This window comes from Pseudomonas sp. UBA2684 (assembly GCA_002354655.1).
GTDB lineage: Bacteria > Pseudomonadota > Gammaproteobacteria > Pseudomonadales > Pseudomonadaceae > Aquipseudomonas.
In genome coordinates, this window is the sequence record DELY01000011.1 from 3704 (window position 1) to 26170 (window position 22467).

Annotated in this window: 26 protein-coding genes; 22 read left to right on the forward strand and 4 right to left on the reverse strand. The window is 59.7% G+C overall.

Translation table 11 applies throughout. From position 1 onward, the window contains the following. The 7 genes from B3M58_RS05770 to B3M58_RS05800 form a co-directional block, all read left to right on the forward strand. Positions 1-1529 (forward strand): Lon protease family protein (locus B3M58_RS05770; protein WP_296217621.1); only part of this gene is annotated, 1529 nt, incomplete at its 5' end. Between the two features lie 167 nt (positions 1530-1696). Then, positions 1697-2038 carry a hypothetical protein gene (locus B3M58_RS05775; RefSeq protein ID WP_296217622.1) on the forward strand — a complete coding sequence of 114 codons (342 nt, stop codon included), beginning with the start codon at positions 1697-1699 and terminating at the stop codon, positions 2036-2038. A gap of 203 nt (positions 2039-2241) precedes the next feature. Continuing rightward, positions 2242-2736 (forward strand): TIGR00645 family protein, encoded by a 495-nt coding sequence (locus B3M58_RS05780; RefSeq protein ID WP_296217623.1) that lies wholly within the window; start codon positions 2242-2244, stop codon positions 2734-2736. Positions 2737-2875: 139 nt separating this feature from the next. After that, complete coding sequence (locus B3M58_RS05785) at positions 2876-3181, forward strand: DUF6482 family protein (RefSeq protein WP_296217624.1); 306 nt, start codon at positions 2876-2878, stop codon at positions 3179-3181. A gap of 125 nt (positions 3182-3306) precedes the next feature. Next, entirely contained in the window at positions 3307-4842 is a 1536-nt protein-coding gene (locus tag B3M58_RS05790; protein WP_296217625.1) for a cryptochrome/photolyase family protein, read from the forward strand. Next, on the forward strand, positions 4839-4991 hold the full coding sequence (locus B3M58_RS05795; RefSeq protein WP_296217626.1) for a DUF2256 domain-containing protein: 153 nt from the start codon (positions 4839-4841) through the stop codon (positions 4989-4991). The genes B3M58_RS05790 and B3M58_RS05795 overlap by 4 nt, the downstream gene beginning before the upstream one ends. Positions 4992-5053: 62 nt before the next feature. Continuing rightward, positions 5054-5671, forward strand: a complete 618-nt coding sequence (locus B3M58_RS05800) for an FKBP-type peptidyl-prolyl cis-trans isomerase (protein ID WP_296217627.1) — start codon at positions 5054-5056, stop codon at positions 5669-5671. A gap of 91 nt (positions 5672-5762) precedes the next feature. Here the strand turns inward: B3M58_RS05800 and B3M58_RS05805 are convergent, their stop codons facing one another. After that, on the reverse strand, positions 5763-5990 hold the full coding sequence (locus B3M58_RS05805; protein WP_296217628.1) for a hypothetical protein: 228 nt from the start codon (positions 5988-5990) through the stop codon (positions 5763-5765). Between the two features lie 148 nt (positions 5991-6138). After that, positions 6139-7107, reverse strand: a complete 969-nt coding sequence (locus B3M58_RS05810) for a polyprenyl synthetase family protein (RefSeq protein ID WP_296217629.1) — start codon at positions 7105-7107, stop codon at positions 6139-6141. A gap of 245 nt (positions 7108-7352) precedes the next feature. On the opposite strand from B3M58_RS05810, the gene rplU reads away from it, so the two are divergent. The 5 genes from rplU (at position 7353) to B3M58_RS05835 (ending at position 11161) form a co-directional block, all read left to right on the forward strand. Beyond that, positions 7353-7664 carry a 50S ribosomal protein L21 gene (gene rplU, locus B3M58_RS05815; RefSeq protein ID WP_296217630.1) on the forward strand — a complete coding sequence of 104 codons (312 nt, stop codon included), beginning with the start codon at positions 7353-7355 and terminating at the stop codon, positions 7662-7664. A gap of 39 nt (positions 7665-7703) precedes the next feature. Beyond that, on the forward strand, positions 7704-7961 hold the full coding sequence (rpmA, locus tag B3M58_RS05820; protein ID WP_085584170.1) for a 50S ribosomal protein L27: 258 nt from the start codon (positions 7704-7706) through the stop codon (positions 7959-7961). Between the two features lie 313 nt (positions 7962-8274). Continuing rightward, entirely contained in the window at positions 8275-9498 is a 1224-nt protein-coding gene (gene cgtA / locus B3M58_RS05825; RefSeq protein WP_296217631.1) for an Obg family GTPase CgtA, read from the forward strand. 69 nt (positions 9499-9567) lie between these two features. After that, on the forward strand, positions 9568-10686 hold the full coding sequence (proB, locus tag B3M58_RS05830) for a glutamate 5-kinase (protein WP_296217632.1): 1119 nt from the start codon (positions 9568-9570) through the stop codon (positions 10684-10686). A gap of 10 nt (positions 10687-10696) precedes the next feature. After that, positions 10697-11161, forward strand: a complete 465-nt coding sequence (locus B3M58_RS05835; protein ID WP_296217633.1) for a CreA family protein — start codon at positions 10697-10699, stop codon at positions 11159-11161. 152 nt (positions 11162-11313) lie between these two features. Here B3M58_RS05835 and rpsT read toward each other — a convergent pair whose 3' ends face one another. Then, a complete protein-coding gene (gene rpsT, locus B3M58_RS05840) occupies positions 11314-11592 on the reverse strand; it encodes a 30S ribosomal protein S20 (RefSeq protein ID WP_069518088.1) in 279 nt (92 codons plus the stop codon). A gap of 194 nt (positions 11593-11786) precedes the next feature. Here rpsT and murJ point away from each other — a divergent pair, with 194 nt between their 5' ends. The 6 genes from murJ to ispH all read left to right on the forward strand — a co-directional run bounded on the left by murJ (position 11787) and on the right by ispH (position 19267). Next, complete coding sequence (gene murJ / locus B3M58_RS05845) at positions 11787-13325, forward strand: murein biosynthesis integral membrane protein MurJ (RefSeq protein WP_296217634.1); 1539 nt, start codon at positions 11787-11789, stop codon at positions 13323-13325. Between the two features lie 82 nt (positions 13326-13407). Continuing rightward, positions 13408-14346, forward strand: coding sequence for a bifunctional riboflavin kinase/FAD synthetase (ribF, locus tag B3M58_RS05850; protein ID WP_296217635.1), 939 nt, complete (start codon positions 13408-13410; stop codon positions 14344-14346). A 10-nt stretch (positions 14347-14356) separates the two neighbouring features. Further along, positions 14357-17188: an isoleucine--tRNA ligase gene (gene ileS, locus B3M58_RS05855; RefSeq protein WP_296217636.1), complete on the forward strand. Its 2832-nt coding sequence runs from the start codon at positions 14357-14359 to the stop codon at positions 17186-17188. Next, positions 17181-17690 (forward strand): signal peptidase II, encoded by a 510-nt coding sequence (gene lspA, locus B3M58_RS05860; RefSeq protein ID WP_296217637.1) that lies wholly within the window; start codon positions 17181-17183, stop codon positions 17688-17690. Before ileS ends, lspA begins: the two co-directional genes overlap by 8 nt. After that, complete coding sequence (locus B3M58_RS05865; RefSeq protein ID WP_296217638.1) at positions 17683-18120, forward strand: FKBP-type peptidyl-prolyl cis-trans isomerase; 438 nt, start codon at positions 17683-17685, stop codon at positions 18118-18120. Before lspA ends, B3M58_RS05865 begins: the two co-directional genes overlap by 8 nt. Before the next feature lie 202 nt (positions 18121-18322). After that, a complete protein-coding gene (gene ispH / locus B3M58_RS05870; RefSeq protein WP_296217639.1) occupies positions 18323-19267 on the forward strand; it encodes a 4-hydroxy-3-methylbut-2-enyl diphosphate reductase in 945 nt (314 codons plus the stop codon). Positions 19268-19296: 29 nt separating this feature from the next. Here the strand turns inward: ispH and B3M58_RS22545 are convergent, their stop codons facing one another. Continuing rightward, complete coding sequence (locus B3M58_RS22545; RefSeq protein WP_414704052.1) at positions 19297-19812, reverse strand: GspH/FimT family pseudopilin; 516 nt, start codon at positions 19810-19812, stop codon at positions 19297-19299. A 136-nt stretch (positions 19813-19948) separates the two neighbouring features. On the opposite strand from B3M58_RS22545, the gene B3M58_RS05875 reads away from it, so the two are divergent. From B3M58_RS05875 to B3M58_RS05890, 4 genes are read left to right on the forward strand one after another with little or no spacing between them, the layout of a single operon-like run. After that, complete coding sequence (locus tag B3M58_RS05875) at positions 19949-20452, forward strand: GspH/FimT family pseudopilin (RefSeq protein ID WP_296217640.1); 504 nt, start codon at positions 19949-19951, stop codon at positions 20450-20452. Further along, positions 20449-20895 carry a type IV pilus modification protein PilV gene (pilV, locus tag B3M58_RS05880; protein WP_296217641.1) on the forward strand — a complete coding sequence of 149 codons (447 nt, stop codon included), beginning with the start codon at positions 20449-20451 and terminating at the stop codon, positions 20893-20895. Before B3M58_RS05875 ends, pilV begins: the two co-directional genes overlap by 4 nt. A gap of 10 nt (positions 20896-20905) precedes the next feature. Continuing rightward, positions 20906-21925: a PilW family protein gene (locus B3M58_RS05885; protein WP_296217642.1), complete on the forward strand. Its 1020-nt coding sequence runs from the start codon at positions 20906-20908 to the stop codon at positions 21923-21925. 2 nt (positions 21926-21927) lie between these two features. After that, the gene (locus B3M58_RS05890) at positions 21928-22467 is read left to right on the forward strand and encodes a pilus assembly PilX family protein (RefSeq protein ID WP_296217643.1); all 540 of its coding nucleotides are present in this window, start codon (positions 21928-21930) and stop codon (positions 22465-22467) included.

The following is a 22467-nucleotide window of genomic DNA, read 5'->3' on the forward strand; positions in this document are numbered from 1 at the left end:
CTGGCGGGGCGCCGGTGGTGTTCGAGCCGCACCCGACCTATGACAACCTGTTCGGCCGCATCGAGTACAACGCCGACCAAGGGGCGATCTATACCAGCTACCGGCAGTTGCGTCCCGGCGCTCTGCATCGCGCCAATGGCGGTTTCCTGGTGCTGGAAGCGGAGAAGATGCTTGGCGAACCCTTCGTCTGGGATGCGCTCAAGCGCGCCCTGCATTCTCGGCAACTGAAGATGGAGTCGCCACTCGGTGAGCTTGGCCGGATCGCCACCGTGACCCTCAATCCGCAAGTGATTCCGTTGCAGGTCAAGGTGATCATCATCGGCGCGCGTCAGCTGTACTACGCGTTGCAGGACCATGATCCGGACTTCCAGGAAATGTTTCGCGTGCTGGTCGACTTCGACGAGGACATTCCCCTCGGCGACGAAAGCCTGGAGCAGTTCGCTCAACTGATGAAAACCCGTACCACCGAGGAAGGCATGGCGCCGCTTACCGCCGCCGCGGTGGCGCGCCTGGCGACCTACAGCGCGCGCCTGGCCGAGCACCAGGGGCGTTTGTCGGCGCGTATCGGCGATTTGTTCCAGCTGGTCAGCGAAGCCGATTTCATTCGCCAACTGGCCAGTGAGACGGTGACCGACGTCGGCCACATCGAGCGCGCGCTGAAAGCCAAGGCCACCCGCACCGGGCGGGTGTCGGCACGGATCATCGACGACATGCTCGCCGGCATCATTCTGATCGACACCGCCGGCGCCGCGGTCGGCAAATGCAACGGGTTGACCGTGCTGGAAGTCGGCGACTCGGCCTTCGGGGTGCCGGCGCGGATTTCCGCTACCGTCTATCCGGGCGGTTCGGGCATCGTCGACATCGAGCGCGAGGTCAACCTCGGCCAGCCGATCCACTCCAAGGGCGTGATGATTCTCACCGGCTTTCTCGGCAGCCGTTACGCCCAGGAATTCCCCCTGGAAATCTCCGCGAGCATCGCCCTGGAGCAATCCTACGGTTACGTCGACGGCGACAGCGCCTCCCTCGGCGAGGTCTGCACCCTGATCTCGGCGTTGTCGCGCAGGCCGCTCAAGCAGTGTTTCGCCATCACCGGTTCGATCAACCAGTTCGGCGAAGTGCAGGCGGTCGGTGGGGTCAACGAGAAGATCGAAGGCTTCTTCCGTCTTTGCGAGGCGCGTGGCCTGACGGGCGAGCAGGGCGCAATCATTCCGCACTCCAACGTCACCACCCTGATGCTCGACGAGCGCGTGCTGCAAGCCGTGCGCGCCGGGCTGTTCCATGTGTATGCGGTGCGCCATGTCGACGAGGCGCTGAGCCTGCTGGTAGGCGAGGATGCCGGTACGCCGAATGCCGAAGGCCAGTTCCCGCTGGGGAGCGTCAATGCCCGGGTGGTCGAGCGCTTGCGCGAGATCGCCGAGATCGGCATGGGCGAGGACGACAAGGATCACGTGAAGCCAGAAGAGGCGAAGAACGAGCCGACGCCGCCCGCCAAGGAGAAAAAACCGCGGGCGAAGAAACCGGCGGCCTGACGCGTCGCCGCCGGCGCGCTGGCGGGTGAGTCATTGAGCCTGCCAGCGCTGCCCGGTCAAGCCGCTGGGCATTTCATCCACACAGTTATCCACAGGATAACTGTTGGCTTCCCTGAGGCGCCCGTGCGGGTGTAGGCTGAAGGCCTGCTCTTGCGAGGGTCGCCGCCATGCCGCGTAGCCTCTGCCTCACCCGTCAGTGCCTGGGCCTGATCACCCGCATCGAATGCGTGGTGCTGCCGTTGGCTGGCGAGAAGGGTCTCTGGACATTGATCTGTGCTGCCGGCATGTCTGGCGCCCAACCGTCTGCGATCAAAGCGCAGGGCCCGTTCTACGGGCCTTTGGTGGCTGAAGGGGTGCTCGCCGAGATCGCCGAAAACCTGGCCGTCCAAGGCTATAGCGAGTGCAGCGAGTTGCCGATCTGGCGCCTGCATATTCAAGCCGAGCTGCGTCGTTTGAATGGCGAACGTTGTCGCCATTTAGGCAACTACCAGTTTCAGCCAGAAAGTTGATCGCCGGGTTGATCAGCTTTTGTGCGACGGCCGCCAGGCCCGATCAGTGTTGCGCTGGCGGCGTTAATCCTGAGGCTCTCCACAAGGTTATCCACAGTTGCTGGGGATAATCGCGTGACGGCAAGGGCGGCGGGTATGTCTTTGTCTGCAACAGTGCGCTGGGTATACTCGCGAGCTGCTCTGGTCTACCCCTGCGAGACACCATGGAACGCTTTATCGAAAATGCGATGTACGCTTCGCGCTGGTTGCTGGCACCCATTTATTTCGGCTTGTCGCTCGGGCTGTTGGCGCTGGCGCTGAAGTTCTTTCAAGAAATCTTTCATATTCTCCCCAGCGTATTCGCCATGGCCGAGGCCGATCTGATTCTGGTGATCCTGTCGTTGATCGACATGGCCCTGGTCGGTGGTTTGCTGGTGATGGTGATGATCTCCGGGTACGAGAACTTCGTCTCGCAACTGGACATCGACGACGGCAAGGAGAAGCTCAGCTGGTTGGGCAAGATGGACTCCGGCTCGCTGAAGATGAAAGTCGCGGCCTCCATCGTGGCGATTTCGTCGATTCACCTGCTCAAGGTGTTTATGGATGCGCAGAACATCGCCGATGGAAAACTCATGTGGTATGTGATCATTCACATGACTTTCGTGATCTCGGCCTTCGCCATGGGTTACTTGGACAAGCTGACCAAGCACGATCAGTGATCGGCTTCTGGTGCTGGATTCGCCGCCCGGCCGTTGCAAACGGACGGGCGGTTTGCTTTCTGCCTTGTGCTTTTGTTGTGTTGTACAAGAATTGTATTTGAGATGATTTTTGTATAACTTGCTGGCGCGAGGTAGTCCGATGAACCTGCACGATTTATCCAGTCATGCCCATGCCGGGCATATCGATGAGCTCAACCTGATTTCTATCGAAGGCGGTATTTATGTGCTCGAAGCGCGCATGGACGGCCGCGCCCATCCGCTGAACGACGGTAACGGGCGCACTCTGCACCTGCGCTCCGTCGAGCATGCCCGCGACTTGCTGCATGAGCTGCCCAAGCTGCCGTTCAACCTGGTGCATGCCGTGGTGCATGACGAGATGTGCGGCATGCAGGACGGTACTCAGGACACCTTGCGCGTACCGCTGTCGATCAGTTCGGCTTGGTAGGGGCAGTCGCCCAGGCCAGCTATCGCAGTACTTGCGAACTCAGTGGTGTGCGTGAGCCCGCCGTGGAAGCCGCTCTCCCATTCTCTTGAGTTACTTGCAGGGCCCCAGGCCGAGGTTATCGTTTTATGAGCACTCGTCGACTGGCGTTGGTGTTGGGGGATCAGCTGTCGTTCGATCTGCCCAGCCTGCTGGCGTTGAACACGCAGCAGGATGTGGTGCTGATGGCTGAGGTGGCGGCGGAAACCGACTATGTGCCGCATCATCCACAGAAAATTGCTTTGATTTTCAGTGCTATGCGTCATTTCGCCGAGCTCCTGCGTCAGCGCGGTTTCAGCGTGCAGTACGTGACGCTCGATGATCCCAACAACAGTGGTTCGTTGCCGGGCGAGTTGCAGCGATGGGCGGCGCAGTTGCAGGCGCTTGAGGTGCATATCACTGAATGTGGTGAATGGCGTCTGGAGCACGCCTTGCAGGCCTGCGACCTGCCGATCACCTGGCATACCGACAGCCGCTTTATCTGTGGTCGTGACGAGTTCGCGCGCTGGGCCGAGGGGCGCAAGCAGCTGCGCATGGAGTTCTTCTACCGCGAGATGCGCCGTAAGACCGGTTTGTTGATCAATGGCGACGGCACGCCGGTGGGCGGTGCGTGGAACTTTGATGCGGAAAATCGCAAGGCGCTGCCCAAGCAGGTCAAAGCACCGATGACGGCGCGTTTTCCGGCGGACGCCATTACTCAGGAAGTACTGGCGCTGGTGGCCGAGCGTTTCAGTCATCACTACGGCAGCCTGGCGTCTTTCGATTACCCGGTGACCCACGCCGAGGCCGAGGCGTTGTGGCAGCATTTTCTCGACTTCGCCTTGCCGGCCTTTGGCGATTATCAAGATGCCATGGCGGTCGGCGAGCCGTTTCTGTTTCATGCGCGGATCAGCGCGGCGCTGAATATCGGCCTGCTGGATGTGCGCCGCCTGTGTGCGGATGTGGAGGCGGCCTACTGGCGCGGCCAGGTGCCGCTGAATGCCGCCGAGGGCTTTATTCGGCAGTTGATCGGCTGGCGCGAATACGTGCGCGGCATCTACTGGCTGCACATGCCCGAGTACGCCGAGCGCAATGCCTTCGGCAATACCCGGCCGTTACCCGAGTTCTACTGGACCGGCAAAACCCGCATGAAGTGCATGAGCCAGGCCATCGGCCAGACGCTGGAGCATGCCTATGCCCACCATATCCAGCGGCTGATGGTCACCGGCAACTTTGCCCTGCTCGCCGGCATTGCGCCCAGTCAGGTTTGCGACTGGTACCTGGCGGTGTACATGGATGCCTTCGACTGGGTCGAGCTGCCCAATACCCTGGGCATGGTCATGCACGCCGATGGCGGCTACCTCGGCTCCAAGCCCTATTGCGCCAGCGGCCAGTACATCAAGCGCATGTCGAATTATTGCGGCGACTGTGCCTATAAAGTCACGGAAAGCGTGGGCGAGCAGGCCTGCCCGTTCAATGCGCTGTATTGGCACTTTCTCATGCGTCACCGCCAGCAACTGTCCGGCAACCACCGTCTAGGCATGATCTACCGCGGCCTGGACAAAATGAGCGAGGCCAAGCAGCAAGGGCTGTGGGTCCGTGGCGAGCAGCTATTGGCGCGGCTGGATGCCGGCGAGGCGTTGTGAGAAAGGCCGAACTGCCGGTCAAGACCTGCCAGGTGTGTGGCTTGCCCTTCACCTGGCGCAAGAAGTGGGCGCGCTGCTGGGATGAGGTGAAGTACTGCTCCGAGCGCTGCCGGCGCAGTCGTCCATCCGCTGGCGTGGTCGGCGGTTAGAGCCGTGAGGGCGTTTGTGCTAGGCTGGCCGACCTTTTTTCAGCCCCTAGCGGAGCAGTGCTATGTCCGAACTCAATCTCTCGACTGACGAAACCCGCGTCAGCTACGGCATCGGCCGTCAACTGGGTGGCCAACTGCGCGACAACCCGCCGCCGGGTGTAAGCCTGGACGCTATCCTGGCGGGCCTGACCGACGCATTCGCCGGTCAACCAAGCCGTGTTGGCGAAGCCGAACTGTCGGCCAGCTTCAAAGTGATCCGCGACATCATGCAGGCCGACGCCCAGGCTAAAGCCGAAGCGGCTGCTGGCGCTGGCCTGGCTTTCCTCGCCGAAAACGCCAAGCGCGACGGCATCACTGTGCTGGCTTCCGGCCTGCAGTACGAAGTGCTGAGCGCTGGCGAAGGCGCCCAGCCTTCTCGTGAAGACAGCGTGCGCACGCACTACCACGGCACCCTGATCGACGGCACCGTGTTCGACAGCTCCTACGATCGTGGCGAGCCGGCCGAGTTTCCGGTGGGTGGCGTGATCGCCGGCTGGACCGAAGCGCTGCAACTGATGAATGCCGGCAGCAAATGGCGCCTGTACGTGCCAAGCGAGCTGGCTTACGGCGCGCAAGGCGTGGGCAGCATCCCGCCGCACAGCGTGCTGGTGTTTGACGTCGAACTGCTCGACGTTCTGTAACGTTTCAGCGGCATCTATCGCGGGCATGGCCCGCTCCTACGCCGGATTGGTAGGAGCGGGCCATGCCCGCGATGCATTTAGGCTGTCGAATTCAAGGGCGCAATGCCCGCGCGTAGCAGTAGAGAAACAGGCTGCGCACCAACTCCTTGAGCACCAGCGGCTCGTTGGAGTTCAGCTCGTGCAGATCCAGATCGCCCTGATCGCGTAATTCATCCAGCGCCTCTTGCTCCAATACCGCACACACTTGACCGGTTTCGCGGTTGAGGATGCGCAGGTAAGGTTGCGGCCGATCCAGCCAGGCGTCGATCAAATAGGTCATGACTCATCTCCCTTCAAGTAGTCAGATGAGAATAATTCTTATTGTATTTATAGCAAGTCTTAATCGCTGCCTTTCGTCGCGCAAAGAAAGAATGCAGGGCATAAAAAAGCCCGTCACATGGACGGGCTCTTGTCTGTCGCTGTGAGCGTCAGTGCGTGCGTGCCACGGCAAAACGACTGAGCTCGACCAACGCATCGCGGTATTCGCTGGCGGGCAGGGCGTCCAGGCAGGCGATGGCGCGTTCGACATAATTGCGCGCCTGTTGTGCGGTGTAATCGAGAGCGCCGGCGGCTTCTACGGCTTCGCGGATGCTTTCCAGGTCCTCAATGCCGCCTTTCTGGATGGCCTGGCGTACCAGGGCTGCTTGTTCGGCGGTGCCTTCGCGCATGGTGTAGATCAGCGGCAGAGTAGGTTTGCCTTCGGCCAGGTCGTCACCGACGTTCTTGCCCAGGGTGGTGGCGTCGCCCTTGTAGTCGAGCAGATCGTCGACCAGCTGGAAGGCCACGCCGAGGTGGTCGCCAAAGGTGCGCAGGGCTTCGGTCTGTTCGGCGGTGGCGCCAGCCAGCGCGGCAGCGCTGTGAGTCGAGGCTTCGAAGAGCATGGCGGTCTTGCCGCGGATGACTTCCATATAGGTTTCTTCGCTGGTGCTGGCGTCGCGGATCTTCGATAGCTGCAGCACTTCACCTTCGGCGATCACCCGGGTGGCCTTGGAAAGGATCTTCATCACCGGCATGGAGCCGAGTTCGACCATCATTTCGAACGAGCGCGAATAAAGGAAGTCGCCAACCAGTACGCTGGGTGCGTTGCCCCACTGGGCGTTGGCGGTGCTGCGGCCGCGACGCATGTCGGACATGTCGACCACGTCATCGTGTAGCAGGGTGGCGGTGTGCAGGAACTCGATGGTGGCAGCGAGCAGGCGCAGTTTGTCGTCGTGCAGACCTAGCGCTTTGCCACTGAGCAGCACCAGTAGCGGGCGCAGGCGCTTGCCGCCCGCGGAGATAATGTAGTCGCCGATCTTTTCCACCAGCGGTACGCGCGAGACGAGTTGCTGACGGATGATGCCGTCGACGGCGGTAAAATCATCCGCCACCACGCGGTAGAAAGCCTGGGGTTGCATCAGCGGCACGTGCTCCTCATAGGTTGCGCGGCATGCTAGGGGGCGGGGTAGGGGCTGTCAAGGCAACTGGGGTTGGGCCTTGCGCCGGGTCTGCGGCTTGCGTACAATCGCGCACCCTGAACTTCCCCCTGGGTATTTCCCTGCCTTACGCAATTGCAAGGGTGTCCTTCCGGCCCCAAGCAGCCATGCCAGCCGACACTTATTCCTATAAAGCGCTGGGTGAGCAGGATTAACGGAGATTTACCATGTACGCAGTAATTGTTACTGGTGGCAAACAATACAAAGTCACCGAAGGCGAATTCCTCAAGGTCGAAAAACTCGAAATCGCCACTGGCGAAGCCGTGACTTTTGACCGCGTGTTGCTGATCGGCAACGGCGACGACGTCACCATCGGTGCGCCGGTTGTCGATGGCGCCAAGGTAGTGGCTGAAGTTGTTGCGCAAGGTCGCCACGACAAGGTCACCATCATCAAGTTCCGCCGTCGTAAGCACCACATGAAGCGTCAGGGCCACCGTCAGTGGTACACCGAGATCAAAATCACCGGTATTCAGGCCTGATTCGTTTCGGTCTAATCCCTTTATAGGAGTATTGAACTCATGGCACACAAAAAAGCTGGCGGTAGTACCCGCAACGGTCGCGACTCAGAAGCCAAACGCCTTGGCGTGAAGATGTATGGTGGCCAGGCTATCAAAGCAGGCAACATCATCGTGCGTCAGCGCGGTACCCAGTTCCACGCCGGTTACGGCGTAGGTATGGGTAAAGATCACACCCTCTTCGCGAAAATCGAAGGCGTGATCAAGTTTGAAGTAAAAGGCGCGTTCAACCGCCGTTACGTGAGCGTCGTTGCGGCCTAATCGCGCGACTGCTGGAAAAGCCCCGTCCTTGCGACGGGGCTTTTTTGTTTCTGTATTCTTGGGGTTCTTGCCAAACTGTCCTGGGTCTAGCGTTCGGTTTGAATGCAGGTCAATTTTGCAAGAACCTGGTTTTCTCGTTAGAACCTGTTCAAGGTCTCGCGAGCTAGAGTCCGGCAAGGCAAAAGCAGGCGAGGAAGCGGAGTTTACTGGTGTAAATGAGCATTCCGAGTCTGGTTTTAACGCAGCAGGGCCGACGCGCAGCAGACGTTGAGCAAGTTCTTAGATAACCCGCTTGATTGCGGGAGGCGTACCCATGAAATTCGTCGATGAAGTATCGATTTATGTAAAGGCTGGCGACGGCGGTAACGGCATGATGGCTTTTCGTCGTGAAAAGTTCATCGAGAAGGGCGGCCCCAACGGTGGTGACGGCGGTGACGGTGGCTCGGTGTATATCGAGGCTGTCGAGAACTTCAATACCCTGGTGGACTACCGCTATACCCGTCGCTTCCAGGCGCAGAATGGCGAGAAGGGTGGCAGCACCGACTGTACCGGTGCCAAGGGCGAGGACCTGATCCTACCGGTGCCGATTGGCACCACGGTGATCGATGCTGGTACCCAGGAAATCATTGGTGACCTGACCAAGGCTGGGCAGCGTTTGCTGGTCGCCCAGGGTGGTTGGCATGGCCTGGGCAACACCCGCTTCAAGTCCAGTACCAATCGGGCGCCGCGGCAGACCACGCCAGGCAAGCCGGGCGATGCGCGCGACCTCAAGCTGGAGTTGAAGGTGTTGGCCGATGTCGGCTTGCTCGGTTTGCCAAATGCTGGCAAGAGCACCTTTATCCGCTCGGTATCGGCGGCCAAGCCGAAAGTTGCCGACTACCCCTTCACCACCCTGGTGCCCAACCTGGGGGTGGTCAGTGTCGATCGTTACAAGAACTTTGTGGTCGCCGATATTCCGGGGCTGATCGAGGGTGCTTCTGATGGTGCTGGCCTGGGTATTCGCTTCCTCAAGCATTTGTCGCGTACTCGTCTGCTGTTGCACCTCGTTGATATGGCACCGCTGGATCTGACCGATCCGGCTGAGTCGGCGGCGACCATCATCGCCGAGCTGACCAAGTTCAGCCCGGCGCTGGCTGAGCGTGAGCGCTGGTTGGTGCTGAACAAGGCTGACCAGATTCTCGATGAGGAGCAGGAAGCGCGGATTGCCGAAATCGTTGCGCGGATTGAATGGACTGGGCCGGTTTATGTGATTTCTGCCCTGGCCCGCCAGGGTACTGAAAAGCTCTGTTATGACATCATGGACTTCCTTGAAGCGCGTGCTGAGCGCATTCAGGAGAATCCTCAGTTCGCCGCCGAGTTGGCCGAGCTCGATACGCGCATTGAAGATGAGGCGCGTGCCCAGCTGCAGGCGCTGGATGACAAGCGTGCACTGCGTCGCTCTGGGGTCAAGGCGGTCGGTGATGTCGATGAGGACGACAGCTTCTGGGATGAGGAAGATGAAGAGGATGGCCCGGAAATCATTTACGTCCGGGATTAAGCAACTTGTTCAGCGCCGCTTAATTGCGGCGTTTTTGTAATGGCGGGTCGCAACTAAGGTTGGAATACGATGCGTGACAAGGTGACAGGCGCGCAGCGCTGGGTGGTGAAAATCGGCAGTGCATTGCTGACGGCGGACGGGCGTGGCCTGGACCGTGCGGCGATGGCGGTGTGGGTTAGGCAGATGGTGGCGCTGCGCGAAGCGGGCGTCGAGCTGGTGCTGGTGTCCTCCGGTGCGGTGGCGGCGGGCATGAGCAAGCTGGGCTGGGGCGCGCGCCCGAGCGCCATGCATGAGTTGCAGGCGGCGGCGGCAATTGGCCAGATGGTGCTGATTCAGGCGTGGGAGTCGAGTTTTGCCGAGCATGGTCGGCGCACGGCGCAAATTCTGCTGACCCACGACGATCTGTCGGACCGCAAGCGCTATCTGAATGCGCGCAGCACGTTGCGTACGCTGGTCGATTTGGACGTGATTCCGGTGATCAACGAGAACGACACGGTGGTGACCGATGAGATTCGCTTTGGCGACAACGACACCCTCGCGGCGCTGGTGGCCAATCTGGTCGAGGCGGACCTGTTGGTCATTCTGACGGATCGCGACGGCATGTATAACGCCGATCCGCGGCACAACCCCGGTGCCGAGTTGATTTATGAAGCGCGCGCCGATGATCCGGCGCTGGATGCGGTGGCCGGTGGCGTGGGGGGCGCGCTGGGGCGCGGCGGCATGCAGACCAAGCTGCGTGCGGCGCGTCTGGCCGCGCGCTCCGGCGCGCATACGGTGATTGTCGGCGGCGCCATCGAGCAGGTGCTGGCGCGGCTCAAGCAGGGCGAGCGTTTAGGTACTCTGCTGGCACCCGAGCGCGGCATGCTGGCGGCGCGTAAGCAGTGGTTGGCGGGGCATTTGCAAACCCGTGGCACGCTGGTGCTGGATGCGGGGGCGGTCAAGGCATTGGTCACGGGGGCGAAGAGTTTGCTGCCGGTCGGAGTCAAGGCTGTGCAAGGTAGCTTTCGGCGTGGCGAAATGGTGGTGTGTGTAGGGCCCGATGGGAAGGAGATTGCCCGTGGCCTGGCGAATTACAGTGCGCTGGAGGCGCAGAAGATTATCGGTCAGTCGTCGGAGGCTATCGAGAAGCTTCTGGGCTATGTCGACGAGCCGGAGTTGGTGCACCGGGATAACCTGATTCTTGTTTAAGGAGTGTGCTATGTGGGTGGCTAACGGCTTGTTGGCAGCGCTGCTGGCGCTGCCATTGCTTGTGTCGGCGGAAGAGATCGGCGAGGTATCCACGGTATTCAAGTGGGTGGGGCCGAACGACAAGATCGTGGTCGAGGCGTTCGATGACCCCAAGGTCTCTGGTGTGACCTGTTATCTGTCGCGCGCTAAAACCGGTGGGGTGAAAGGCGGGCTGGGCCTGGCGGAGGATCGCGCGGAGGCTTCAATCGCTTGTCGTCAGGTCGGGCCGATTCGCTTCACGGCGGAGCTCAAGGAGGGCGAGGTGGTGTTTCGCGAGCGTACCTCCCTGGTGTTCAAGACCATGCAGGTGGTGCGGTTTTTCGACGAAAAGCGCAATACCCTGGTTTATCTGGTTTACAGCGATCGGGTGATCGAGGGTAGCCCGCAGAATGCGGTGACGGCGATTCCGATCCTGCCCTGGCCAGAGCAGTCCTGATCAGGGGTTGTCGGGCTGGGTCGTAGCCGCGAAGGTTCGCGGCGTATATATGTTGGGTGTCTTGTCGTTCTTGCGGTGTGCAGATATTCCAGGCAATAAAAAACCGGCCATCAGGCCGGTTTTTTAAGAACTAACAGCGAAGAACTGGCAGCTTAAGCAGCTGCAGCTTCACCGAGGGCCTTGATGTGGCCGTTCAGGCGGCTTTTATGGCGCGCTGCTTTGTTCTTGTGGATGATGCCCTTGTCGGCCATACGGTCGATTACCGGCACAGCCAGGGTGTAGGCATTTTTGGCCAGATCGAGATCTTTGGCGTCGATAGCCTTGACCACGTTCTTGATGTAGGTACGAACCATGGAGCGCAGGCTGGCGTTATGGCTACGACGCTTCTCAGCCTGTTTTGCGCGTTTTTTGGCAGAAGGTGTATTGGCCACCGTCAAGCTCCTCGAGAAAACTGGGGGGTTACAAACAAATAAGGCCGCGAATCATGCCGAGATGAGGGGCGCCTGTCAAGCCTGTTGGCATTTCCCTCTGCTGGCCTGACCAGTGGCAGACCGCTACACTCGTCGCCTTCGCGCGCCGGCGGATTCTCCGCTGGCGTGTTCGCTCGCGGAAGTCGAATTATTACATGAATCTGCTCAAGTCGCTGGCCGCTGTCAGCTCTCTGACCATGTTGTCCCGGGTGCTGGGTTTTGTGCGCGACACCCTGATCGCGCGGGTGTTCGGTGCTGGCGTGGCGTCGGATGCCTTTGTGGTGGCCTTCAAATTGCCCAATCTGTTGCGGCGAATTTTCGCCGAGGGCGCGTTTTCCCAGGCCTTCGTGCCGATTCTCGCGGAATACAAGACCCAGCAGGGCGATGAGGCGGCGCGCACCTTTGTCGCGTACGTTTCGGGGTTGCTGACGTTGGTGTTGGCGGTGGTCACCTTGCTGGGCATCGTCATCGCGCCCTGGATCGTGTGGGCTTCCGCCCCAGGATTTGCCGATGAGGCCGAGCGTTTTGCCCTGACCACCGACCTGTTGCGGGTGACCTTTCCCTATATCCTGCTGATCTCGCTGTCTTCGCTGGCTGGTGCAGTGCTCAATACCTGGAACCGTTTCTCGGTGCCGGCGTTCGTGCCGACCTTGCTCAACCTCAGCATGATCATGTTTCTGCTGTTTCTGGCGCCCTATTTCGACCCGCCGATCATGGCGCTGGGCTGGGCGGTGCTGGTGGGTGGTTTGCTGCAGCTGCTCTATCAGCTGCCGCACCTGAAGAAAATCGGCATGCTGGTACTGCCGCGCCTGAACCTCAAGGACACTGGGGTCTGGCGCGTGCTCAAACAGATGGGGCCGGCGATCTTTGGGGTCTCGGTGAGTCAGATTTCGCTGATCATCAACACTATCTTCGCCTCGTTTCTGGTGGCCGGCTCGGTGTCCTGGATGTACTACGCCGACCGTCTCATGGAGCTGCCCTCCGGCGTGTTGGGGGTGGCTTTGGGGACGATCCTCTTGCCTGCGCTGTCGAAAACCTACGCCAGTGCCGATCGTGATGAGTATTCGCGCTTGCTCGACTGGGGGCTGCGCCTGTGCTTCTTGTTGGCGCTGCCGAGTGCGGTGGCTTTGGCGGTGCTGGCGGAGCCGCTGACGGTTTCCTTATTTCAGTACGGCAAGTTCACCGCCAATGACGCGCTAATGACCCAGCAAGCCTTGATGGCGTATTCCGTTGGCCTGCTGGGCATTATTCTGGTGAAAATTCTCGCGCCAGGCTTTTATGCCCAGCAGAACATCAGAACCCCGGTAAAGATTGCCATCGTCACCCTGGTCGTGACTCAGCTGCTGAATCTGCTGCTGGTCGGGCCGTTGGCGCATGCCGGGCTGGCCCTGGCGATTGGTCTGGGCGCTTGCCTGAATGCCGGCTTGCTTTACTGGCAGCTGCGTAAACGTGATGTGTTTCAGCCGCAAGCGGGTTGGGCGTTGTTCCTGGGCAAGTTGTTGTTTGCCGTGCTGGTGATGGCGGCAGTGTTGTTGCTGGCCATGCACTTCATGCCGGTCTGGTCGGACGACGGCATGCTGCTGCGTCTTTTGCGCCTGGCTGGTTTGGTGGCGCTCGGGCTGGCCAGCTACTTCGGCATGCTTGTGCTGCTGGGCTTTCGGGTGCGCGATTTCACCCGTCGCGCCGCCTCTTGAGCAGGCGTGCGGCGTATATGCTGCCTGTTGTCCGTCGGCGGGTGTGCGTATAATCGACCACTTTGTGAGCAAGAAGCGCGCTATGCAGCTGGTTCGAGGCCTTCATAATTTGCGGCCCCAGCATCGGGGCTGTGTCGCCACTATCGGCAATTTCGACGGCGTCCATCGTGGTCATCAGGCCATTTTGGCGCGCCTGCGTGAGCGCGCCGCGGAGTTGGGTGTGCCCAGTTGCGTGGTGATCTTCGAGCCGCAGCCCCGTGAATTCTTTGCCCCGGATACGGCGCCGGCGCGCTTGACCCGTTTGCGCGACAAGCTGGCGCTGCTGGCGGCCGAGGGTGTCGATCGGGTGCTGTGCCTGAGCTTCAACCGGCGCTTGCGCGAGTTAAGTGCGGCTGAGTTCGTGCAGAAAGTGCTGATAGAAGGTTTGGCTGTAGGCCATCTGGAAGTCGGTGACGACTTTCGTTTCGGTTGTGATCGCGCCGGCGATTTCGCGTTTTTGGCGCAGGCTGGCGAACGCGAGAGTTTCACCGTCGAGGCGGCCACTACAGTCGAGTTGCAGGGCGTGCGGGTTAGCAGTACTGGGGTGCGCGAGGCGTTGGCCGCTGGCGATTTCGCCCTTGCTGAGTTGTTGCTCGGGCGGCCGTTCCAGATCGCCGGGCGGGTATTACACGGGCAGAAACTGGGGCGTCAATTGGATGCGCCAACGGCCAATATCCAGCTCAAGCGTCGCCGCGTGCCGTTGACCGGGGTGTACCTGGTCAGCACTGAAATAGAGGGGCAACCCTGGCCGGGCGTGGCCAATATTGGCGTGCGCCCGAGCGTTGCTGGCGATGGCAGCGCCCACCTCGAGGTGCATTTGCTGGATTTTGCCGGTGATCTGTATGGCCGGCGCTTGACGGTGGCGTTCCACCACAAGCTGCGCGATGAGCAGCGTTTCGCCTCACTTGAGGCCTTGAAGACGGCAATTGCTGCCGATATTGCCGCCGCCCGCGCCTATTGGCAGGGCCAACCGTTTAAATGAAGAGCCTGAAATGACCGACTACAAAGCCACGCTAAATCTGCCTGATACCCAGTTCCCGATGAAGGCCGGCCTGCCGCAGCGCGAGCCACAGATTCTGCAGCGCTGGGACGAGATTGGCTTGTATCAGAAACTGCGCGCGCAGGGCGAAGGCCGGCCGAAGTTCGTCCTGCATGACGGCCCGCCCTATGCCAACGGCAGCATCCATATCGGTCATGCGGTCAACAAGATCCTCAAGGACATCATCACCCGTTCCAAGACCCTGGCTGGTTTCGATGCGCCCTATGTACCGGGTTGGGACTGCCACGGCCTGCCGATCGAGCACAAGGTCGAGACCACCTTTGGTAAGAATCAGCCATCCGACCTGACCCGCGAGCGTTGCCGTACCTATGCCGGTGAGCAGATCGAAGGGCAAAAAGCCGACTTTATCCGCCTCGGCGTGCTGGGCGACTGGGACAATCCGTACAAGACCATGGCCTTCGCCAACGAAGCCGGCGAGATCCGCGCGCTGGCCGAGATGGTCAAGCAGGGCTTCGTGTTCAAGGGCCTGAAGCCGGTCAACTGGTGTTTCGATTGCGGCTCGGCGCTGGCCGAAGCGGAAGTCGAGTATCAGGACAAGAAGTCCGATGCCATCGACGTGGCCTTCCCGGTCGAAGATGCTGACAAACTGGCCGCCGCCTTTGGTATGGCCAGCCTGCCGAAGCCGGCTTCTATCGTAATTTGGACTACCACGCCGTGGACCATTCCAGCCAACCAGGCGCTTAACGTTCACCCCGAATTCAACTACGCCCTGGTCGACACCGGCGACAAGCTGTTGGTGCTGGCCGAGGAACTGGTGGAAAGCAGCCTGGCGCGCTATGGCCTGCAAGGCGAGGTGCTGGCAATCGCCCCGGGCGCGGCGCTGGAGCTGATCCGCTTCCGTCACCCGTTCTACGAGCGTTTCGCCCCGGTGTACCTGGCTGAATACGTCGAACTGGGTGCCGGTACCGGTATCGTCCACTCGGCCCCGGCTTATGGCGAGGACGACTTCCGTTCCTGCAAAGGCTACGGCATGAGCAACGACGACATTCTCAGCCCCGTGCAGAGCAATGGCGTGTATGTCGAGGCGCTGCCGTTCTTCGGCGGCCAGTTTATCTGGAAGGCTAACCCGAACATCGTTGCCAAACTCGACGAAGTCGGCTGCCTGCTCAAGCACGAACCTATCCAGCACAGCTATATGCACTGCTGGCGGCACAAGACCCCGTTGATCTACCGCGCCACCGCGCAGTGGTTCGTCGGCATGGATAAACAACCGGAGCAGGGCGCCACCCTGCGTGAACGCGCGCTGAGCGCCATCGAGCAGACCGCGTTCGTCCCAGCCTGGGGCCAGGCGCGCCTGCACAGCATGATCGCCGGGCGCCCGGACTGGTGCATTTCGCGCCAGCGCAACTGGGGCGTGCCGATTCCGTTCTTCCTGCACAAGGAAAGCGGTGACCTGCACCCGCGCACCACCGAGCTGATGGAGGAAGTGGCCAAGCGCGTCGAGCAGCAAGGCATCGAAGCCTGGTTCAAGCTGGACGCCGCCGAGCTGCTTGGCGACGAGGCCACGCAGTACGACAAGATCAGCGACACCCTGGACGTCTGGTTCGATTCCGGCACCACCCACTGGCATGTGCTGCGCGGCTCCCATCCGCTCGGTCATGCTAGCGGCCCGCGTGCCGATCTGTACCTGGAAGGCTCCGACCAGCACCGCGGCTGGTTCCACTCGTCACTGTTGACCGGCGCGGCCATCGACGGCCATGCGCCTTACAAGGAGCTGTTGACCCACGGCTTCGTGGTCGATGAGAACGGCCGCAAGATGTCCAAGTCCCTGGGCAATGTGGTCGCGCCGCAGGAAGTGAACGACAGCCTGGGTGCCGATATTCTGCGTCTGTGGGTGTCGTCTACCGACTACTCCGGTGAGATGGCCGTATCCAAGGTCATCTTGCAGCGCAGCGCCGATTCCTACCGGCGTATTCGCAACACCGCACGCTTCCTGCTCTCCAACCTCAGCGGTTTCGACCCGGCGCAGCATCTGTTGCCGGCGGCAGACATGCTGGCCCTGGACCGCTGGGCAGTTGACCGCGCGCTGCTGCTGCAACGCGAGATCGAGGAAGCCTACGACAGCTACCGCTTCTGGAACGTGTACCAGAAGGTGCACAACTTCTGTGTGCAGGAGCTCGGCGGTTTCTACCTCGACATCATCAAGGACCGCCAATACACCACCGCCGCCGACAGTGTGGCGCGGCGTTCCTGCCAGACCGCGCTGTTCCATATCGCCGAGGCGCTGGTGCGCTGGATCGCGCCGGTGCTGTCGTTTACCGCCGACGAGCTGTGGCAGTACCTGCCGGGCGAGCGCAATGAGTCGGTGATGCTCAATAGCTGGTACCAGGGCCTAAGCGAGCTGCCGCAGGGCTTCGAGCTGAGCCGCGAGTTCTGGGAGCGAGTCATGGCGGTCAAGGTCGCGGTGAACAAGGAGATGGAAAACCTGCGTGCGGCCAAGGCCATCGGCGGCAACCTGCAAGCCGAAGTGACCCTGTACGCCGAAGACAGCCTGATTGCCGATCTGAGCAAGCTCGGCAACGAACTGCGCTTCGTGTTGATTACCTCCACCGCCGGCCTGGCGCCGCTCGCCGATGCCCCGGCCGATGCCGTGGTGACGGACGTGGCGGGCCTGAAGCTGAAGATCGTCAAGTCGGCCCACGCCAAGTGCGCGCGTTGCTGGCATCACCGTGAAGACGTCGGGGTGAACCCGGCGCACCCGGAAATCTGCGTCCGGTGTGTGGATAACATCGAAGGTGCTGGCGAGGTGCGTCACTATGCCTAACGCCAGTCGTTTTGGCCGTTTGGCCTGGCTGTGGTTGAGCCTGCTGGTGTTCGTGGTCGACCAGGCGACGAAGTTCTACTTCGACAATACCTTGACCATGTACCAGCAAATCGTGGTGATCCCCGATTACTTCAGCTGGACCCTGGCCTACAACACCGGCGCCGCTTTCAGCTTCCTGGCGGGTGCCTCGGGCTGGCAGCGCTGGTTCTTCGCCGCTATCGCGGTGGTGGTCAGCGTAGTCCTGGTGATCTGGCTCAAGCGCTTGAAGCCCGAGGAAACCTGGTTGGCCGTCGCCTTGGCATTGGTCCTCGGCGGCGCTCTGGGCAACTTGGTAGACCGCGTGGTGTTTGGCCATGTCGTCGATTTCATCTTGGTACATTGGCAGAATCGCTGGTATTTCCCGGCGTTCAACATCGCCGACAGTGCCATTACCTGCGGCGCCATCCTCCTGGCGCTGGATATGTTCAAGAGCAACAAGTCCGGAGAAGTCGCCCATGACTGATGTACGTATCGGCCCGGACAAGGAAGTTACCCTGCATTTCGCCCTCAAGCTGGATAACGGCGATGTGGTCGACAGCACCTTTGATAAGCAGCCGGCCACCTTCAAGGTCGGCGACGGCAACCTGCTACCGGGTTTCGAGCAGGCGATTTACGGGCTCAAGGCCGGTGACAAGCGCAGCCTGCCCATCGCCCCGGAACAAGGCTTCGGCCAGGGCAACCCGCAGAATATTCAGATCATGCCGCGTAGCCAGTTCCAGGACATGGAGCTTTCCGAAGGCTTGCTGGTGATCTTCAATGATGCCGCCAATGCCGAGTTGCCCGGTGTGGTCAAAGCTTTTGACGACAGTCAGGTGACCATCGACTTCAACCACCCGCTGGCCGGCAAGGCGCTGAGCTTCGATGTAGAAATTATTGAGGTCAAAGCGCTCTGATCAGAGCAATATTTTCGTAGGGTGGGTTAGGCGCACAGGCAGAGCTTGAGTCTGGATCAGGTTGTTTGGAGCGCCGTAACCCACCATGGTTCGTATGTCGGGCGCCCTGTTGTTGGGCTGCGTGGCATTCGTGGCTTATGCCGCAATGTGCCGCTAACCCAACCTACGACAACTTTTGTTTCCGCGCGCCGAGATAACCAGCATGCATATCAAACTCGCCAACCCTCGCGGCTTCTGCGCCGGCGTCGACCGCGCCATCGAAATCGTCAATCGCGCGCTGGAAGTCTTTGGTCCACCGATCTACGTGCGTCATGAAGTGGTGCACAACAAATTCGTGGTCGAAGACCTGCGCGCACGCGGTGCAGTATTTGTCGAAGAGCTGGATCAGATTCCTGACGACGTCATTGTCATCTTCAGTGCCCATGGTGTCTCCCAGGCGGTGCGCAGCGAAGCCGAACGCCGTGGTCTGAAGATATTCGATGCCACCTGTCCGCTGGTGACCAAGGTGCATATGGAAGTGGTGCGCTACAGCCGCGAAGGCCGCGAGTGCATCCTCATCGGTCACGAAGGCCACCCGGAAGTCGAAGGCACCATGGGCCAGTACGACGCGAGCAACGGCGGCACCATCTACCTGGTTGAGGACGAAGCGGACGTCGCTGAGTTGCAGGTACGCAACCCCGAGGCATTGGCCTTCGTCACCCAGACCACCCTGTCGATGGACGACACCAGCAAGGTGATCGACGCCCTGCGCAGCAAGTTTCCGTCTATCGGCGGGCCACGCAAGGACGACATCTGCTACGCCACGCAGAACCGCCAGGACGCGGTCAAACAACTTGCCGTCGAGTGCGATGTGCTCCTGGTGGTCGGTAGCCCGAATAGCTCCAACTCCAATCGCCTGCGCGAGCTGGCCGAGCGCATGGGCACCCCCGCCTACCTGATCGACGGCGCCGAAGACCTCAAGCGCGAATGGTTCGCTGACGCCGCCGGCATCGGCATCACCGCCGGCGCCTCGGCTCCGGAAGTGCTGGTGCGCGGTGTGGTCGATCAACTGCGCGCCTGGGGCGCAACCGGAGAAAGCGAACTGGATGGCCGCCCGGAGAACGTGACGTTCTCGATGCCCAAGGAGTTGCGGGTGAAGGCGTTGTGATTATCTTTGCGAGAGGTTCCCGGCGTGCTTCAAGGTTGTGTGGAGGCATGCTGGGGAAGCTTTTTGCAAGGGCTCATGGACTCAACCCTTACGCGACCACTGGGTGCAAGGATAATTGCGCTGCCGCGGTGCCCTGCGTTGTTGCACAGATAAATCGTACCTGCCTGAAAGGCGCCGCTGGGGTGTTTGGCTGTGCCGTCACTGCGGTACAAAATTGCCTTGCTGACGGTAGATGCCGAGTAGCTGAATAGGCTTTTTCCAAGCCGATTGCCTATCAGGCTTGGCTCAGTCTCGCCTTGAGTTTGCAGTGTCCACCCTGTGTGCCAGTTCCCATCGCCAGTGTTTACTGTCACGGTGCGTCCAGATTGGACGGCCTGTTGGCGAGCCATATGCAATGTACTGGTAATTGCACGAATGCCTGTTCGTAACTCCTCGCGCTCTATCCAGTCACGTGCAATTGGCCAAGAGACGCTCAGTAGTGTGCAGGCCACGCAGAGTGTGACAAGCAGCTCAATAAGGCTGAATCCCCGTCGGTATGTTCGCATCGCTCGTCCTTAAGCATTTCGATCAAATTATCAGCAGAGCTGCCTGTCATCCTGTCAGGTCGCCCGGTCATCGCGCTCAGCGTGCTGATGCATGCTCAACGACCTAGAGTCTAGCCAATCAAGGAGGTTTGTCAGCATGCGTAAAAATCAGGGTTTTACACTGATCGAGCTAATGGTCACGCTTGCCGTGCTTGGGGTGTTGATTGCATTGGCAAGTCCCAATTTGGCTCAGATGCTGCGGGATAATCGCGCCGCATCTGAAATTACCGACATGGTTGGGATTCTCAGTTATGCGCGGAGTGAAGCGGTCGTTCGTGCTCGCAACGTAACAGTCAGACCACCCGCTGATGGCGTGAATTTTTGGCTGGTCGGCGTCAATGGTGCTGATGGTTGCGACGATGACGGTGCGCTCCGTTGTTTCGCTGAACCGGAAAGTATCCAAGTAAGTACGGCAAATATTCCAGCCGCGGGGATCACGTTCAACTCTCAAGGACAGCTTTCAGGTGTTGGGCTTGGGACTGCTGCGGCAAGCTTGCCAACGTTGACCCTGGAAACGCATGACTGTGCCAAATATGACCGTGTACTTATTGTTTCCCCGTTGGGCCGGGTAGAGAGCTCACCGAAAGGAGGTTGCTCATGAGGGGAATGCTGCAAAAAGGTTTTTCTTTGGTTGAAATCCTTGTTTCGGTTTTGATTTTCTCAATCGGCTTGCTGGGGTTGGCGGCGATGCAACTGAATGCATTGAAGTTCAATCAAGGGGCTTCCGAACGCTCGCATGCGGTATTTCTAGCGTACGAGATGGCTGATCGCATGCGTGCAGGACGAGGTGATGTCGCCGCCGGCTTCTATGACCTGTCTCTTGATGGCGAGTTGTCATGCGTCCCTGACAGCACCAACTCAGGTGGTTGTAAGCCTTTCCAGCGTGATTTAGCTGAGTGGCGTGCCAATTTGAGTGCGCAGTTGACCAATGGTACTGGCAGCATTTCGCGAAATGGCGGCCAGGTCACTATCACTGTGCAGTGGGATGAAAGTCGGGTTGGTGATAGCGAAACACAACAATTCTCTTTTGTGACCCGAATGTGAGTAGATATTGATGATCAAGCAAAGAGGCTTAAGCCTGGTCGAGTTGATGGTTGCCATGCTCATTGGGTTGATTATTACCGGGGCAGTTATTCAAGTATTCATTAGCAATAAGACAACTTTCTTGATGCAGGATGGTATGAGTCGAGTGCAAGAGAATGGGCGCTTTGCGCTTCAGTATCTGGCCTTGGAAATCCGCCCCGCTGGTGTCGGGGTCGGAGTTAGGCTTCCTGAGGAGAGTATCTGCCAAGTCGCGGAGAGTGACATGGTCGAGAATGTCTCGATGGCGATATCCGGTTATACGGCTGGCACCACCGACACCACAGCAGTGCCTGGCACAGACGTTGTTAATGTCACAACCACGGACAACTGCGGCGCTTGGCTGGCCGAGAGCGAAAGTTTCAAGCCGAGCATTAATAATGCTAATTTCAAGGCAAACATGTACTGCAGTGGTATGAAAAAAGGCCAGGCTCTTATGCTCATGGATATTGAAAAGGCCGTGATCATTGAGGTGAATAATAGCCCAAGTGCCGGCTCGGCGGAGCCGACAATTAATCATTCCGGCGCCAATAATGTGGGCGCGGAATGTGGCGGCTTCAAGTTCAGTGACATGGTATTCGATAGTACCGCCCGCGTAGTGTCGCTCAGCAATCGCTCCTACTTTGTCCGCTATACCGGTCGTGACGACGCGCAGGGTAATCCAATTAATGCCTTAGCTGTTCGTTATAACCTGTCTGAGGATGCTGGCCCCTACGATATCGTTGACGGTGTGGAAAATATGCAAGTGCGTTACGGCATGTTGGATGCCAGTGGTGTGGGGGTTGACGAGTATCTATCTGCTGCCGCTATTGAGGCGGCCAACCGTTGGGGCGATGTACAAACAGTACGCATTGATTTGCTATTGACCAGTGACGCGCAGACCCCTGGAGCTCAGCAGCAGAGTATTACCTTCAATGGTACGGCCGTCGCTGCGGATGGTCGCTTTCGGCAGATCTATAGCACTGTCATTGCACTGCGTAACAGGATCGAATAACGATGATTAGATTAACTCATGCACGGCAGCAGAAAGGCGCTGTTCTGGCGATTTGCCTGATCATGCTGCTCATCCTTACCGTGATCGGCGTGGCCTCTATGTCCAATAGCACGTTGCAAGAGCGGATGGCCGGCGGCGCACGTGACTACAACATGGCGTTCCAAGCGGCTGAAGCGGCACTGCGCGTGGGTGAGGATTATGTCCGCGACCAAGTGGCCGCAGCGGCTGATCCTGCTGAGCTATTTATGGCTCCGGAAGATTGCCCTGCAATTACCACTGCAGATTGGGCTCCGCCAACTAATGTCACCTCTGGTAGTCGTCCGGAGTGCTCCGTCAGTAATTATTATGCTGAATCCGCAAGTACAGGTGCGGGTGGCGTTGCTTTTATTTGTGAAACGGACGGCTCGATTGCGGAAACCAATGCATTCAACTGCTTGAGCAAGACCTACCTGTATAACGTTGAGGCCACAGGCTACGGCAGCACCGATACAGGCGTTACTGTGCGATCGACGGTGGCGATTGCGATTCGCGGACAAAACTAA